13 protein-coding genes are annotated in these 13,833 nt (G+C 65.8%); 9 read left to right on the forward strand and 4 right to left on the reverse strand.

The genetic code is table 11. The features are described 5' to 3' along the window. Positions 1 to 3 precede the first annotated feature (3 nt). The 6 genes from CEY05_RS28460 to CEY05_RS28485 all read left to right on the forward strand — a co-directional run bounded on the left by CEY05_RS28460 (position 4) and on the right by CEY05_RS28485 (position 5,266). Positions 4 to 804, forward strand: a complete 801-nt coding sequence (locus CEY05_RS28460; RefSeq protein ID WP_088600635.1) for an ABC transporter permease — start codon at positions 4 to 6, stop codon at positions 802 to 804. A 5-nt stretch (positions 805 to 809) separates the two neighbouring features. Continuing rightward, positions 810 to 1,982, forward strand: coding sequence for an FAD-binding oxidoreductase (locus CEY05_RS28465; RefSeq protein WP_088600636.1), 1,173 nt, complete (start codon positions 810 to 812; stop codon positions 1,980 to 1,982). After that, positions 1,963 to 2,271, forward strand: coding sequence for a (2Fe-2S)-binding protein (locus CEY05_RS28470; RefSeq protein WP_088600637.1), 309 nt, complete (start codon positions 1,963 to 1,965; stop codon positions 2,269 to 2,271). Before CEY05_RS28465 ends, CEY05_RS28470 begins: the two co-directional genes overlap by 20 nt. Positions 2,272 to 2,381: 110 nt before the next feature. After that, positions 2,382 to 3,824: an NAD(P)/FAD-dependent oxidoreductase gene (locus CEY05_RS28475; RefSeq protein ID WP_088600736.1), complete on the forward strand. Its 1,443-nt coding sequence runs from the start codon at positions 2,382 to 2,384 to the stop codon at positions 3,822 to 3,824. An 11-nt stretch (positions 3,825 to 3,835) separates the two neighbouring features. Next, entirely contained in the window at positions 3,836 to 5,035 is a 1,200-nt protein-coding gene (locus CEY05_RS28480) for an FAD-binding oxidoreductase (protein ID WP_088600638.1), read from the forward strand. 42 nt (positions 5,036 to 5,077) lie between these two features. Further along, entirely contained in the window at positions 5,078 to 5,266 is a 189-nt protein-coding gene (locus tag CEY05_RS28485) for a CsbD family protein (RefSeq protein ID WP_088600639.1), read from the forward strand. A 165-nt stretch (positions 5,267 to 5,431) separates the two neighbouring features. Here the strand turns inward: CEY05_RS28485 and glgX are convergent, their stop codons facing one another. Together glgX and CEY05_RS28495 are read right to left on the reverse strand one after the other, a co-directional pair. Continuing rightward, a complete protein-coding gene (gene glgX / locus CEY05_RS28490; RefSeq protein ID WP_088600640.1) occupies positions 5,432 to 7,681 on the reverse strand; it encodes a glycogen debranching protein GlgX in 2,250 nt (749 codons plus the stop codon). Between the two features lie 177 nt (positions 7,682 to 7,858). Continuing rightward, positions 7,859 to 9,940 (reverse strand): bifunctional diguanylate cyclase/phosphodiesterase, encoded by a 2,082-nt coding sequence (locus tag CEY05_RS28495; RefSeq protein WP_088600641.1) that lies wholly within the window; start codon positions 9,938 to 9,940, stop codon positions 7,859 to 7,861. 132 nt (positions 9,941 to 10,072) lie between these two features. Between CEY05_RS28495 and CEY05_RS28500 the strand changes: the two genes are divergently transcribed. The 3 genes from CEY05_RS28500 (at position 10,073) to CEY05_RS28510 (ending at position 11,936) form a co-directional block, all read left to right on the forward strand. Continuing rightward, positions 10,073 to 10,615, forward strand: a complete 543-nt coding sequence (locus tag CEY05_RS28500; protein ID WP_088600642.1) for a hypothetical protein — start codon at positions 10,073 to 10,075, stop codon at positions 10,613 to 10,615. Positions 10,616 to 10,746: 131 nt separating this feature from the next. Further along, positions 10,747 to 11,409, forward strand: coding sequence for a hypothetical protein (locus CEY05_RS28505; RefSeq protein WP_233161757.1), 663 nt, complete (start codon positions 10,747 to 10,749; stop codon positions 11,407 to 11,409). Between the two features lie 200 nt (positions 11,410 to 11,609). Then, positions 11,610 to 11,936 (forward strand): DUF4148 domain-containing protein, encoded by a 327-nt coding sequence (locus CEY05_RS28510; protein WP_088600643.1) that lies wholly within the window; start codon positions 11,610 to 11,612, stop codon positions 11,934 to 11,936. Between the two features lie 244 nt (positions 11,937 to 12,180). Here CEY05_RS28510 and CEY05_RS28515 read toward each other — a convergent pair whose 3' ends face one another. Then, complete coding sequence (locus tag CEY05_RS28515) at positions 12,181 to 12,432, reverse strand: hypothetical protein (RefSeq protein ID WP_088600644.1); 252 nt, start codon at positions 12,430 to 12,432, stop codon at positions 12,181 to 12,183. A gap of 218 nt (positions 12,433 to 12,650) precedes the next feature. Further along, the gene (locus CEY05_RS28520) at positions 12,651 to 13,748 is read right to left on the reverse strand and encodes a calcium:proton antiporter (protein WP_088600645.1); all 1,098 of its coding nucleotides are present in this window, start codon (positions 13,746 to 13,748) and stop codon (positions 12,651 to 12,653) included. Between the last annotated feature and the right edge of the window lie 85 nt (positions 13,749 to 13,833).

Here is a 13,833-nt window from a genome sequence, read left to right on the forward strand (position 1 = left end):
GCCATGCAACGCCACAACGGTTATATCGGGCTGATCTTCCATACGCTGTTCATCCTCTTCATCCTGGCGCCGCTGGTGATGGTGTGCGCGGTGGCCTTCACGTCCGAAGGCTTCATCTCGCTGCCTTCGCACGGCCTGTCGCTGCGCTGGTTCAAGGCCATCCTGGACAATCCGCGCTTCATCGAAGGGTTCTTCTTCAGCCTGGGACTGGGCGCGCTGTCCGCCACCATCGCCATCCTGCTAGCCGTCCCGGGCGCCCTGGCGCTGGCGCGCTACCGGTTTCGCGGACGCGAGGCGTTGATGGCGTTCTTCCTGTCGCCGCTGATGATTCCCCATGTGGTGCTGGGCCTGGCCTTCCTCAAGTTCTTCACCTCCGTCGGGCTGGCGGGCACGTATGTGGGCCTGGTCATCGCCCATGTGATCCTGATCATGCCGTACGCCTTGCGGCTGGTGCTGTCCTCGGCAACCGGCATGGATCCGTCCATGGAGCGCGCCGCGCTGTCGCTGGGCGCATCGCCGCTGACGGCGTTTCGCCGCGTGGTGCTGCCGCTCATCCTGCCTGGCGTGGTCAGCGGCTGGGTCATCGCCTTCATCACCAGCTTCGATGAACTGACCATGTCCATCTTCATCGCCGCCCCGTCGACCACCACCTTGCCGGTGCGCATCTTCCTGCATATCGAGGACACCATCGACCCGCTGGTGACGGCGGTCTCGGCGGTGCTGATCTACCTGACCATCATCGGCGTGTTCATCCTGGATCGCGTCGTGGGCCTGGAAAAATTGTTTGTAGGGAAGGGGCGTTGATTCCTATGTCAGAGCAAACCAATACTCCCACTTCCGGGCCGCCGCGGCCGCGCCGCCACCAGGGCATCTATGACGCGGTGGTGGTCGGCGGCGGCCTGGTCGGTGCTGCCATTGCCTACGGGCTGCGTCAGCACCTGGACCACGTGGCCGTGCTGGACGAGGGCGATGTGGCCTATCGCGCATCGCGCGGCAATTTCGGCCTGGTCTGGGTGCAGAGCAAGGGCATGGGCATGCCGCAGTACGGGCAATGGACCATGCGTTCGCAGCGGCTATGGCCGCAACTGGCCGAGGAACTGCTCGAACTGACCGGCGTGGACGTCAGGCTGGAACAGCGCGGCGGCCTGCACGTGGTGCTGAGCGAAGAAGAGTACGACGCGCGCGTGTCCTACATGACGCGCCTGCAAGGGCAGCCCGGCATGGCGCAATACCCCTGGCGCATGCTGGACCACAAGGAAACGGCCGAGCTGGTGCCGGGCCTGGGGCCCGAAGTGCTGGGCGCGTCGTGGACACCGGTGGACGGCATCGCCAATCCGCTCAAGCTGCTGCGTGCGTTGCACACGGCGTTCGACCGCCGTGGCGTCGACTACCTGCCGCAACACGGCGTGCTGAGCATCGTGCGCGAGGACGGCGTGTTCAAGTTGACGACCGCGCAGGGCAGCGTGCGCGGCAAGACCCTGCTGCTGGCCTCGGGCCTGTCGAACAAGGTACTCGGCGAGCAGGTCGGCCTGGATATTCCGGTGCGGCCCCAGCGCGGCCAGATCATCGTGCTGGAGCGCACGCGACGCATCCTGGAAACGCCATTGGTCAGCCTGCGGCAGATGGACGAAGGCAGCTGGCTGATCGGCGATTCCCAGGAAGAAATGGGCTACGACGACAAGATGACCGGCCTGCCGGTGCTGGCCACGCTGGCGGACCGCGCCGTGCGTACCCTGCCGGCCTTGCGCGAGGTACGCGCGGTGCGCGCCTGGGCGGCGCTGCGGGTGATGTCGCAGGACGGCTTTCCCATCTACGAACAATCCGCCACCCATCCTGGCGCCTATGTCGCTACCTGCCATAGCGGTGTGACGCTGGCGGCGGCCCATGCGCTGGCCTATGCGCCCATGGTCGCGGCCGGCCGGCTCGATGACGAGATGGCCAGTTTTTCCACTCGGAGGTTCCATGTTCAAAAGGCTGGATGACGCCGCCGCGGCGTTGACGCGCACGCCGGTGATCTTGCGCGTGGACGGCGCGGACGTGCATTGCCGCGAAGGCGATACGGTGGCCGCGGCCCTGTTCGCGGCGGGCGTGGAAGCCTGTCGCGACACCGTGGTCAATGACGTGCCGCGGGGACCTTACTGCATGATGGGCGTGTGCTACGACTGCCTGGTCACCATCGATGGCAAGCCCAATCAGCAGGCTTGCATGACGCTGGCGCGCGCCGGCATGGACGTTGAGCGCCAACGCGGCGCGCGCAAGGTGACGGCATGACGGAACGGGCGATTACGGCGCAGGGCGGCGCCACCGCGTCGGGGGACGGTATGGGGCAGGGCGGCGACTTCGTGCCAGGTATCGACATGAGGCAGGGCAGCGACGGGGCCATGGAGATCAAGCAATGCGATCTGCTGGTCATCGGCGCCGGGCCGGCCGGCCTGGCCGCGGCGACGCAGGCCGCGCAGCTGGGCGTGCGCACGCTGCTGCTGGATGAGCAGCCCGCGCCAGGCGGCCAGATCTATCGCGCCGTCACGACGACGCCACTGACCAAGCGCGGCATCCTGGGTGAAGACTACTGGCATGGCGCCAGCCTGGTCGCGCCTTTCCTGGCGTCGGGCGCGCAATACCTGCCGGGCGCGACCGTATGGGCGGTCGGCCGGCACACCGCGCCGACCGAGGCCGCCGGCTTCGAGGTCGCCTATTCGGTTGGCGGCGCCGCCGGCCTGGTGCATGCGAAGCGCGTGCTGCTGGCCACTGGTGCGCAGGAGCGGCCCTTTCCCATTCCCGGCTGGACCCTGCCCGGCGTGGTGACGGCCGGGGCGGCGCAAATCCTGCTCAAGCAGGCCGGCATCGTGGCCAGCGGCAAGACCGTGCTGGCAGGCTGTGGCCCGCTGCTGTACCTGATCGCGTGGCAATACCTGAATGCGGGCGTGCAGATCGACACGCTGCTGGAAACGGTGCCGCGCGGACGCATCGGCCGCGCCTTGCCCTATGCCTGGGACTTCCTGCGTTCGCCCTATCTGCGCAAGGGCCTGGCGCTGATGCGCGCGGTGAAGGCGAAAGTGAATATCGTGCGCCACGTCGAAGGCATCGCCGCGCTGGGCGAGCAGGGCCGCCTGACCGCGGTTCGCTATGTGGTGGGCGGCACTACCCATACGCAGGCGGCCGAGCATCTGTTGCTGCATCAGGGCGTAGTGCCCAACATCAATCTGTCCAAGGCCGCCGGGGTCGATCACGAGTGGAACGAGGCCCTGGCCTGCTGGCAGCCCAAGGTCGATGCCTGGGGCGATACCAATGTGCAGGACCTCGGCCTGGCGGGTGACGGCGCCGGCATCGCCGGTGCCGTGGCGGCCGAGCATCGGGGCCGGCTGGCCGGCTTGCAGGCCGCGTGCCGGCTGGGCTACCTGGACGCGGCGCGGCGCGACGAGGCCGCCGCGGCGCCACGCGCGGCCCTGGCGCGGGCCGTGCGTGGGCGCGATTTCTTCGATGCCCTTTACCAGCCGCCACCGTCGTTCCGCCGGCCCACGGGCGACACCATCGTGTGCCGCTGCGAGGAAGTGACGGCAGCCGAGGTGCGCGAGACCGTCAAGCTGGGCGTGCAGGGGCCGAACCAGATGAAATCGTTCCTGCGTTGCGGAATGGGGCCGTGCCAGGGCCGCTTCTGCGGACTGACCGTGGCGGAACTGATCGCCGAGGAGCGCGGCGTGCCGGTGCAGGACGTGGGGTATTACCGCTTGCGCTTCCCCACCAAGCCCTTGACGCTGGGCGAGATAGCGTCGCTGCCGCAGACCGATGACGGCCGCAAGGCGGTCATCCGCTTCAAGAAATAGGCGGCCCGCGCATGGATGCGGACATCATCGTGATCGGCGGCGGCCTGCATGGCAGTTCGACCGCGCTGCATCTTGCGCGGGCCGGCGCTGACGTGCTGGTGCTGGAGAAGAACTACGCCGGCCGCCATGCTTCCGGCGTGAATGCCGGTGGCGTGCGGACCTTGAGGCGCGATCCTGCCGAGATCCCGCTGGCCCTGGCGTCACGCGAGCTGTGGTACCGCATCGGCGAGCTGGTCGATGACGATTGCGGCTTTGAACAGCATGGCCAGGTGTGCGTGTCGGAGACCGACGCCGACGTGGCAGTCGCCCGCGAACGCCTGGCCTTGATGGCGCGCTTGGGCCATGGTCATGAGACCTGGATCGATGCCGCCGAATTGCGCGCCATGATTCCCGGCATCGCGCCCGGCGTGCGTGGGGGGGTGATCGCGCGGGGCGACGGCGCGGCCGATCCCTACCGCACCACCTTCGCGTTCCGGCGCAAGGCGGCCGCGCTGAAAGCGCGCTTCCAGGAAGGCGTGACCGTGCGCGGCGTGAGCCGCGACGGCGCGGGCTGGCGCGTGCAGGCCGATGATGGCGTTCATCGTGCGCGCGTCGTGGTGAATTGTGCCGGTGCCTGGGCCGATCGCATCGCCGAACAATGGGGCGAGCCAGTGCCTTTGCTGCCGATCGCGCCGATGATGCTGGTCACCACGCCGATGGACCATTTCCTGGATCCGGTGGTGCTGTGCCAGGGGCGGCCCCTGTCGTTCAAGCAGCGCGCCAACGGCACGGTGCTGATCGGTGGCGGGCGGCGCGCGTGGGTCGACCGCGACGCGGAATGGACCGAGCTGGATTTTCGTTCGCTGGCCGAAGGCGCGCGTACGGTGTGTGAGTTGTTTCCGCACATGCGCGCGGCCATCGTCAACCGTGGCTGGGCGGGCATCGAGGCGGCCATGCCTGACGGATTGCCGGTGATCGGCCCCAGCTTGCGTCATGCGAACGCCTTTCATGCTTTCGGCTTTTCCGCGCACGGATTTGAATTGGGTCCGATCGTGGGACGGATCATCACCGAACTGATCAGCAAAGGGAGCACCGATTTTCCCATCGCACCCTTCAACATCGGCCGCTTCGCGGCGCCCACCGCTGCGGGGGACCCTAGGCCTGGTACGGGACAGGATACTGCGCAGGCTGGTACGGCAACCCCTCGGGCACGGCCCTTGCGATCCTCCTGATGAAGCCGCCGACCTCCGGCGGTAACGAAAGGAGCGTTCATCATGAACAAGGACCAAGTGAAGGGTGTTGGCGAACAGGTCAAGGGCAAGGTTAACGAGACCGTCGGCAAGGTCACCGGCAACACGTCCCAGGAACTGAAGGGTGACGTTCAGCAAGGCGTGGGCAAGGCCCAGAAGGCGTGGGGCGATGCCAAGGAAGATGCCAAGGACAACGCGCGTAAGCCGCATTGATTCTTGTGGATCCTGCATGGCGGTGAGTAACGCGTCTACGGGTGCGTACTCTCCGTGAATAAGGGCATGTGCCGCGAGGCGCATGCCCTTTTCGTATGGCTGACAGGACGGCTACAAAGAAGCCCCGCGAGCGGGGCTTCTTTGCGTCGACGCCTGTTCCTGCAACTACTTTTTCTTCGCTACCTCTTTCTGCACGGATTCTTTTACCTTGGCGGCGGCCTCGCGTGCGGGTTGCGGCAATTCCTCGTCGGTCAGGGCTTCCTCCAGTTTGTCGAAGACCCGTTGCGTCGCGCCCTTGGCCAGCAGCGAGAACAGCAGCAGCGACCGGCCCGTGACCTGGTAGACGTCGCCCGAACTGAACTCGGGCAACTCGGCCCGCACCGGCGCGTTGGTGTCGATCAGGCACGTCCAGCTGTCAGGGCCGGGAATCTCCGGCAACGTGAAGTCCACCACGTCGTGATAGGCGTTGAAGATCAGCAGCAGGGTGGCATCGGAGGCTGGCCGGCGGATGCCGGTGGCACGCGCACGGCCATCGATGACGAGTCCGAAGCAGCGCATATTGCCATCCGCCCATTGCTCGTCCGTCAGCACCTGGCCGGCCGAACTCAGCCATTTGACGTCGGCCACGTCCATGCCTTCGTCGTAATCCCCGGTCAGGAAACGGCCCCGCCGCAGTACCGGCAAGGTGTGGCGTAACGTGGTGAGCTTGCGCACGAAGTCGATCAGGCCCTGGCCGTCTTCGCCGATGTCCCAGTTGACCCAGCTGATGTCGTTGTCCTGGCAGTAGGCGTTGTTGTTGCCTTGCTGGGTACGGCCGAATTCGTCGCCGGCGACGATCATCGGCGTGCCTTGCGAGAACAGCAGCGTGGCCAGCATATTGCGCTTCTGCCGCTCGCGCAGGGTGCGGATGTCGGCGTCATCGGTGGGACCTTCGGCGCCGCAATTCCATGAACGATTGTCGGAGTGGCCGTCGCGATTGCCTTCGCCGTTGGCGTCGTTGTGCTTGTCGTTGTACGACACCAGGTCGTTCAGGGTGAAGCCGTCGTGCGCGGTCAGGAAATTGACGCTGGCCCAGGGGCGCCGGCCGCCGTGGTTGAAATCGCCGCCGGACGCCGTGATGCGGGTGGCCAGCTCCGGCGCCATGCCCTCGTCGCCCTTCCAGAAGGCGCGCGTGGTATCGCGATAACGGTCGTTCCATTCGGCCCAGCCAGGCGGGAAATTACCCACTTGATAGCCGCCGGGGCCGCAGTCCCAGGGTTCGGCGATCAGCTTGACGCTGGAAAGGATGGGATCCTGGCGGCAGGCTTTGAGGAAGCCGCTGTTGTAGTCGAAGCCGTCCGGCTCGCGCGCCAGGATGGTGGCCAGGTCGAAGCGGAAGCCGTCGACGTTCATCTCCGTCACCCAGTAGCGCAGGCTGTCCATCACCATCTGCAGCACGCGGGGGTGCGACAGGTTCAGAGTGTTGCCGGTGCCGGTGTCGTTGATGTAATAGCGCTTCTGGTCGGGCAGCAGGCGGTAGTACGACGCATTGTCGATGCCCCGGAATGACAGGGTGGGCCCCAGCTCGCTGCCTTCAGCCGTATGGTTGTAGACCACGTCCAGGATGACCTCCAGACCGGCTTCATGGAAGCGGTCTATCATTCCCTTCAGTTCGGTGATGGCCCCGGGTGCCTGGGAAAAATAGCGGGGATCGGGCGCGAAGAACCCGATGGTGTTGTAGCCCCAGTAATTGGTCAGGCCCTGGTCCAGCAGGTGGCTGTCATTGACGAAGGCGTGGATGGGCAGCAATTCCACCGACGTCACGCCCAGGCTCTTGATGTGGTCGATGACCGCGTCGCGGGCCATGCCGGCGAAACTGCCGCGCAGCGCCTCGGGCACCGCGGGATGGCGCATGGTGTAGCCACGCACGTGGGTCTCGTAGAAGATGGTGCGTTCCCAGGGGACGCGGACGCGCGTGGGGTGGGTCCAGGTGAAGCTCTGGTCCACCACGCGGCACTTGGGCATGAAGGGGGCGCTGTCGCGTTCGTCGAATACCAGGTCGCCCTGTTCGTCGCCCAGCGTGTAGCCGAAAACGGCCGGGTCCCACTTCAATTCGCCGACGTAGGCCTTGGCGTAGGGATCGAGCAGCAGTTTGTTGGCGTTGAAGCGGTGGCCGTTTTCCGGTTCGTAGGGACCGTGGACGCGGTAGCCGTAGACCGCGCCGGCCTTCAGGCCGGCGACGTGGACGTGCCAGATCTCATCGGTAAATTCCGGCAGGGTGATGCTTTCTACCTGGTGCTCGCCAAGTTCGTCGAACAGGCAGAGATCGACTTGGGTGGCATGAGCCGAGAACAGCGCGAAATTCACGCCGTCTTCGGTCAGGGTGGCGCCCAGGGGGAACGGCGAACCTTCGGTGATTCGGGGATGATTAGGCATGGGCGGGAATCCGTGACAGACGCGCCTGGAACCAGGCGTGGATCCGCAAATTAGCAAGTGCCGTGCCCAGGGCGCGGCGGTTCGCGCTGCAAGCGCCGCGTCGCCAAGTCACCAGTGTTCGGTCTGGTGTACCGGCCCCTTGTCTGCCGGGCGCTTTGCCGCCGTTAGTGCCCCACCTTACTGCTTCGGCGCTTCGCCGCCGATCAGCACTTTTTCCAAATCCTGCGCGGAGACCGGCCGGCCAAGCAGATAGCCCTGCAGCGAATCGCAGCCCAGCTGCGTCAACAGCGCCTGCTGGTCGTTGGTCTCGACTCCCTCTGCAACGACGTTCAGGTTCAAGGTCTCGCCCAGCGCGATGATGGACGCCACGATGGCGGCGTCCTCGCTGCCGGCCTTCAGTTCGCTGATGAAGCCGCGATCGATCTTCAACTCGCTGGCGGGCAGGCGCTTCAGGTACAGCAGGCTCGAATAACCGGTGCCGAAGTCGTCGATGGAAATGCGCACGCCCAGTTCGCGTAGCTGGTGCAGGGTGACAAGGCTGGCATCGACGTCGCGCATGGCGGTGGTTTCGGTGATTTCCAGCACCAGCTGGTCGGTGCCGATGCGATGGCGCTCCAGGGCACCGCGCACGGCGGGGACGAAATTGGCGTGGGAAAACTGTACCGGTGAAATATTCACCGCCATCGAGAGCTCGTTGCGGCCGCGCGTGCGCCAGTCCGCCAGTTGGCGGCAGGCTTCGTCGATGACCCATTCGCCTATCGAGACGATCTGTCCGGTGCGCTCGGCCAGCGGTATGAAGTCGTCCGGCATGACCATGCCGCGGGTCGGATGGCGCCAGCGCAGCAGCGCTTCGACGCCGGTCACGGGGCCGTCCGGCGCACGGAACTTGGGCTGATAGTGCAGTTCGAATTCCTGGCGCTTGAGCGCCAGCCGCAGGTCCTGCAATAGCGCCATATGGCTGGCGCCGTTGCTCTTCATCGATGTCTCGAAGAAGCAGTACTGGTTGCGGCCAAGGGATTTGGCGTGATACATCGCCGTGTCGGCGGCCTTGAGCAGGTCTTCCGGCGTGTTGGCATCGCCGGGATAGATGGCGATGCCGACGCTGACCGTCACCAGCAGGTCCTGCCCCTGGAGGGCCAGCGGCTCGCCGATCAGGCGCACCAGCTCGTCGGCAATGGTCGCGGCGTCCTGCGGGTCGTTGATGGTGGCGACCAGCACGAATTCATCGCCGCCCACCCGGGCCACCGTATCCTGGGCCCGCACACTCTGCCGGATGCGTCCCGCCATCTGCACCAGCAAGTGGTCGCCCGCCTGGTGGCCGTAGGAATCGTTGACTTCCTTGAAGCCGTCCAGGTCCAGGAACATCACCGCGACCTGGTTCTTGGCCGCCTCGGCGTGTTCCACCGCCTGCTTCAGCCGGTCGCCCAGCAGCAGCCGGTTGGGCAGCTTGGTCAGGTTGTCGTGCAGCACTAGGTGCGACAGTTCCAGGTTGGCTTCGGCCAGCGAGCGCGAAAGCTGGGCCGTGCTCAATTCCATGCGCAAGTCCAGCACGGACGTGATCAGGGCCACGCTGAGCACCGCCACGGTGGCCACGATGATGGGAAAGGACAGGCCGGTAGTGTTCAGCCCGCCGCTGATGGCGGCGCCGCAGATGGAACCGGGGGGGAAGTTGGCGGCGGCCATGCCGGTGTAGTGCATGGCGACGATGGCCAGTGCCATCAGCACGGACGCCCCCATGCGTAATTGGCGCACCCGCTTGCTGTAGAGCCGCAACTGGTGGGCGATCCACAGGGCCGCGCCGGCGGCCAGCACGGCAATCATGATCGAGGCGGTGACCAGCGCGGGGGTGTAGATGATGGGAGGCTGCATCTTCATCGACGCCATGCCGGTGTAGTGCATGAGGGCAATGCCCGCGCCCATGATGAAAGCGCCGGCGATCAGTTGCGGCCAGGGCAGCCGGTCGCGGCTGGCCATCCACAAGGCGAACATGGACGCGCCGATGGCGACCAGCAGCGACGCCAGGGTCAGGGGCAGGTCGTAGGCCAGCTCGATAGGCAGGCTGAAGGCGATCATGCCGATGAAGTGCATGGACCAGATGCCCATGCCCAGCGCGGTGCCGCCGCCCAGCAACCACCAACGGGCGGCGACCCTGCCTGCGCTGTTGATGCGGCCGACGAGGTCGAGGGCGGTATATGACGCCAGCAGTGCAACGAGGATCGAGCACAACACCAGCGGTGTGTTGTAGCTACCGGACAGCATTGACACTTTCGCTCACTTTTTTAATTTTTGAGACAAAGAGCGCAATCATGTCACTTTTCTGTGCCTGTTGCTGCAATCGTCTCAATGGGAATGGCAATTGCTCCGCCCGATGTTGTTTTCCGGGAGTTCTCGATGAGCAAGCTAAGCGATACTTTGCATGGCCTGGCCGTGGAACTAGGCGCGGAATCGCCCCTGGACGAGGGCACGACGGTTACGCCCGGCGCGGCCGCCGTCTCCTCGGCCGCCTCCGCGCCCGTGCCTGCAACCCGCGTTCCAGCCGGGTCCGGTGGAGCACCGTCGGCTGCCGCGGCGCCCAAGGTTGCAGCCCCCACGACCTATCCGTCTGCCGCGGGATTGCCGGTCTCGGCTGAACATGAATACGCGATTTATACCTCCGCGGGCCGGATCTATATCCAGGACGCCACGGGCAAGGTCATCGGGCTGGGTGACCTGATGGAAGAGGCGCATATCTACCGCTACGAACTGGATGAGGGCGGCATCAGCGGCGATGGCTTTCCAGATCTCGGGGCGGCCCTGCGCGACCTGTCCGGCCACGTCACCTTTGCCTATATCGACGGATTGTTTCGCAGCCAGACCGACGTCGCCGACGAGGCCACCCTGCATTCCGTGTCGGTCCCGGCGATACGCCTGCGCTTGGCGCCCGGCGCGGTGTGATACGCCGCGCCGGCTGTCTGCACTGATGGATGCATGACGCATCGCGTACAAGGCAGGGACGCGTGACGCAGGACCGCATGTAGGGCGCCGCGCCCCCGCGGCGCCCAAGCATCACAACGAGGAGACACATCATGGCTTTGATCGTTGCTGCACGCTTTACCACCTTCGACGAGGCGCAGTCAGCCGCGCGCGACTTGTTCGCCAACGGCTTCAGTGAAGACGACGTGCATATCTTTTACGTCAATATGGCCGGGGCCCATGGCGCGTATCCGATCGGCGGCGACCGGCCGGCGGATCCGGATGCGGGGCCTGCGCAGTATGGCGCGCTGTTGGGCGGCGCCGGCCTGGGCCTGATAGGCGCGGTCGTGGGCGGCCTGATCGCATCGGCGCTGACGCTGCCGTCCCTGGCCGTGCTGGCCGTCGCCGGTGTCGGCGCCTACATCGGGTCCTTGATGGGCGCCATGTTCGTGGTGGGCAAGCGCAAGCCGGGCTCGGCGCCGCGCGCCAGTGGCCAGCCGGATCACCCCGAAGCCCGCCATGCGGGTGTGTTGCTGGCGCTGCATACGGAACTGACGCGTGAGGCCGACGCCTGTCGCCTGTTACGCGCGGCGGGCGGGGTCGATGTCGAACGCGCCAACGGCCGCTGGCAGGATGGCCACTGGGTCGACTTCGATCCCCTGCGTCCGCCGGAGCGCGAGCCGGAATACATGGTGAATCCGTCCGCTGGAGCGCCCGTCGTCGGCGCGGCGGCTGCGGATCCGCGCATGCCAGCCTCGACGATAGCGCCGAGGTAGGAGTTGATTCCCCCCAGAATCGCCCCGGCGCGCGGATCATAAAATCATGATTCCTTTCGGAAAATTAACCATGCTTAACTGATACGACTTGAGATAATTCGGGTTTCTACCTAGGTCCCGGCGCCACAGAATGCGTCATCGGGAAAACAACGTGTCCGCTGACAGAGACACTCCCGCAACAAAAACCAGGAAACCCACGAATGAAGCTCCTTACCTCCACGCTGATCCTTTCGTTCGCCATGATCGGCGCCGCGCATGCCGCCACCCCCCGAGGCGACACCAACAACGAGCCCTTCCAGGGCGTATACGGCCAGCAGTCCAGCACGGTCACCCGCGCGCAGGTCCAGGCCGAATTGCGGGAGGCCCGTGCCAACGGCATGCCGGCCGTCAGCGAGTCGAACAACATGACCTTCATGAGCAAGCCGGATACTGGTGTGACACGTGCCCAGATCGCCGCTGAAGCCCGTGAGACCCCGGGAGCCACGGCCTTCGGCGATCCCAACAACGAGCCGTTCAGCGCGAGCTGATGGCCTGGGGGCTACCGCCGCGATTGCAGCCGGATCTGTGAGCGGCGGTGCCTCGAGCGCCGGCGCTGGCCGCAAAGGAAAGGGCCCCGCGCTTGCACTGCATGATCGCAGTGCAAGCGCGGGGCCTTTTCGCAGTGGTCCGCCGGGGTCGTTTGTCACCGACCCTACCGACGCTATCCGCGCTGTCGCGCCGTCCACGTGGGTGGCGCCGCCCGCCACGGGCAGACGCCAGACAGTGTGGTCCTTAAAGAATCGTGTAAACCGGCTTACCGGAGGCACGGATGCCTCGTACCGACAGCATCAGGTTGCGCGCATGGCGTTCGGCTTCTTCTTCGCTTTCGAAGATCAACGGCGACGGCACATGCACGACATCTTCCAGCGATCCGCTGGTCCGCTTGCGGCGGGTGGTCACGCGCACGCGATAGTCGCCGTCACGGGCCAGGATCTGGCACTGAACCCGATAACCGTCGATGGATATATCCGCAATCCTTTCCATGTTTGCTCCTTGGATCCGGGCTCTGCTCGCCCGCCGACGCTGTGCATTGCAGCAATGCGACAGCGATAGCAATCAGCGTGCCTGGGGGCAAATCCTTGTTCCGTAAGGATATTGTCAGTGGTGGGCGTGGCGCGGCTCCGCAGCGTGCGGCGCCGGGCACGCGCGGTTTGAAAGAGCCAGGCAGCTCCGCGCACCGGCCTTGCAGGGCATCGCGAGTCCTACAACCCGATCGCGGTCAGCATCAGGAAGGTCAGGAACAGCACCAGATGCGTCATCCCCTCAATGGCATTGGTCTGCCCGTCGTTGAGATTGATCGCCGCCACCACCAGCGTGATCACCGTCATCACCGCCTGCACCGGCGTCATCGCCATCTGCAGGGGTTGCCCCAGGCACATGGCGAGCAGGGTGATAACGGGAATCGTCAGCGTGACGGTCGACAGCGACGCGCCCATGGCGATATTGACGGTGGACTGCATGCGGTTGCGCAAGGCGGCGCGCAGGGCGGTGATGATCTCGGGACCGGCGGAGATGATCGCCACCACCAAGGCCAGCAGGGCGACGGGCGCGTGGGTGCCTTCCAGTGCGGCCGGCATCGACGTCGACAGCGCTTCCGCCAGCGTGCCCACGATCGCCACGCCCGCCAGCATGATGACGATGGACGCCACAGTGCCGTCCTCGGCCGGTTCCTCGGTGTCCAGGGGCGGCGGCGGGCGGCGCTTCTTGTCGGGGTAGCTGTAGCTGAAGAAATAGCTGTGCGGCCCCACCTGCATGCGCAGGAAGACGCCGTACAGCAGCACCAGGGCGACCATCGTGAAGACGTTGTAGACGGCCCACGAATGCGTCGGCACGAATTCCGGCACCACCATGGCGATGCCCATGGCGGTGAGGATCATGGCGGTATAGGTGCGCCCGGAGTCGTCGTTATAGGACTGCTCGCCATGCTTGAAACCGCCGATCAGCGCGGCCAGGCCCAGCGTGCCGTTGATGTCCAGCATGACGGCGGCGTAGATGCTGTCGCGCGCCAGGGTGGGCGTGCCATGGTTGAACAGGATGATGCCCAGGACGATGACCTCGACGCCCACCGCTGACAGCGTCAGCAGCATGCTGCCGTAGGGATCGCCCATCTTGTGGGCGAGCAGTTCCGCGTGGTGCGCCACGCTCATCGACGCGGCCAGGATGGCCAGCACCACGAGCACGGACACCGCCAGCGCGGCGGGCCAGCCGCTGTCGACGGCACGTTCCGTGATGCCCGAATGGGCGACGAAGGCCAGCAGCAGGGCCAGCACCAGAAACTTTTCTTGCTTGAGCAAAGACATAGGATTACGCGGGTCGGGGGAGGGCAAGCAAGCGACCAAGGATACCAAAGCAAAACGCCGCCCGGAGGGGGCGGCGTTGGGGAGC

Source organism: Achromobacter sp. HZ34 (genome assembly GCF_002209485.1).
Taxonomy (GTDB): domain Bacteria; phylum Pseudomonadota; class Gammaproteobacteria; order Burkholderiales; family Burkholderiaceae_B; genus Bordetella_C.

Coding starts and splice junctions, on each gene's coding strand:
- CEY05_RS28460 (WP_088600635.1), top strand. CDS start 4: ATGCAACGCCACAACGGTTATATCGGGCTGATCTTCCATACGCTGTTC.
- CEY05_RS28465 (WP_088600636.1), top strand. CDS start 810: ATGTCAGAGCAAACCAATACTCCCACTTCCGGGCCGCCGCGGCCGCGC.
- CEY05_RS28470 (WP_088600637.1), top strand. CDS start 1,963: ATGTTCAAAAGGCTGGATGACGCCGCCGCGGCGTTGACGCGCACGCCG.
- CEY05_RS28475 (WP_088600736.1), top strand. CDS start 2,382: ATGGAGATCAAGCAATGCGATCTGCTGGTCATCGGCGCCGGGCCGGCC.
- CEY05_RS28480 (WP_088600638.1), top strand. CDS start 3,836: ATGGATGCGGACATCATCGTGATCGGCGGCGGCCTGCATGGCAGTTCG.
- CEY05_RS28485 (WP_088600639.1), top strand. CDS start 5,078: ATGAACAAGGACCAAGTGAAGGGTGTTGGCGAACAGGTCAAGGGCAAG.
- glgX (WP_088600640.1), bottom strand. CDS start 7,681: ATGCCTAATCATCCCCGAATCACCGAAGGTTCGCCGTTCCCCCTGGGC.
- CEY05_RS28495 (WP_088600641.1), bottom strand. CDS start 9,940: ATGCTGTCCGGTAGCTACAACACACCGCTGGTGTTGTGCTCGATCCTC.
- CEY05_RS28500 (WP_088600642.1), top strand. CDS start 10,073: ATGAGCAAGCTAAGCGATACTTTGCATGGCCTGGCCGTGGAACTAGGC.
- CEY05_RS28505 (WP_233161757.1), top strand. CDS start 10,747: ATGGCTTTGATCGTTGCTGCACGCTTTACCACCTTCGACGAGGCGCAG.
- CEY05_RS28510 (WP_088600643.1), top strand. CDS start 11,610: ATGAAGCTCCTTACCTCCACGCTGATCCTTTCGTTCGCCATGATCGGC.
- CEY05_RS28515 (WP_088600644.1), bottom strand. CDS start 12,432: ATGGAAAGGATTGCGGATATATCCATCGACGGTTATCGGGTTCAGTGC.
- CEY05_RS28520 (WP_088600645.1), bottom strand. CDS start 13,748: ATGTCTTTGCTCAAGCAAGAAAAGTTTCTGGTGCTGGCCCTGCTGCTG.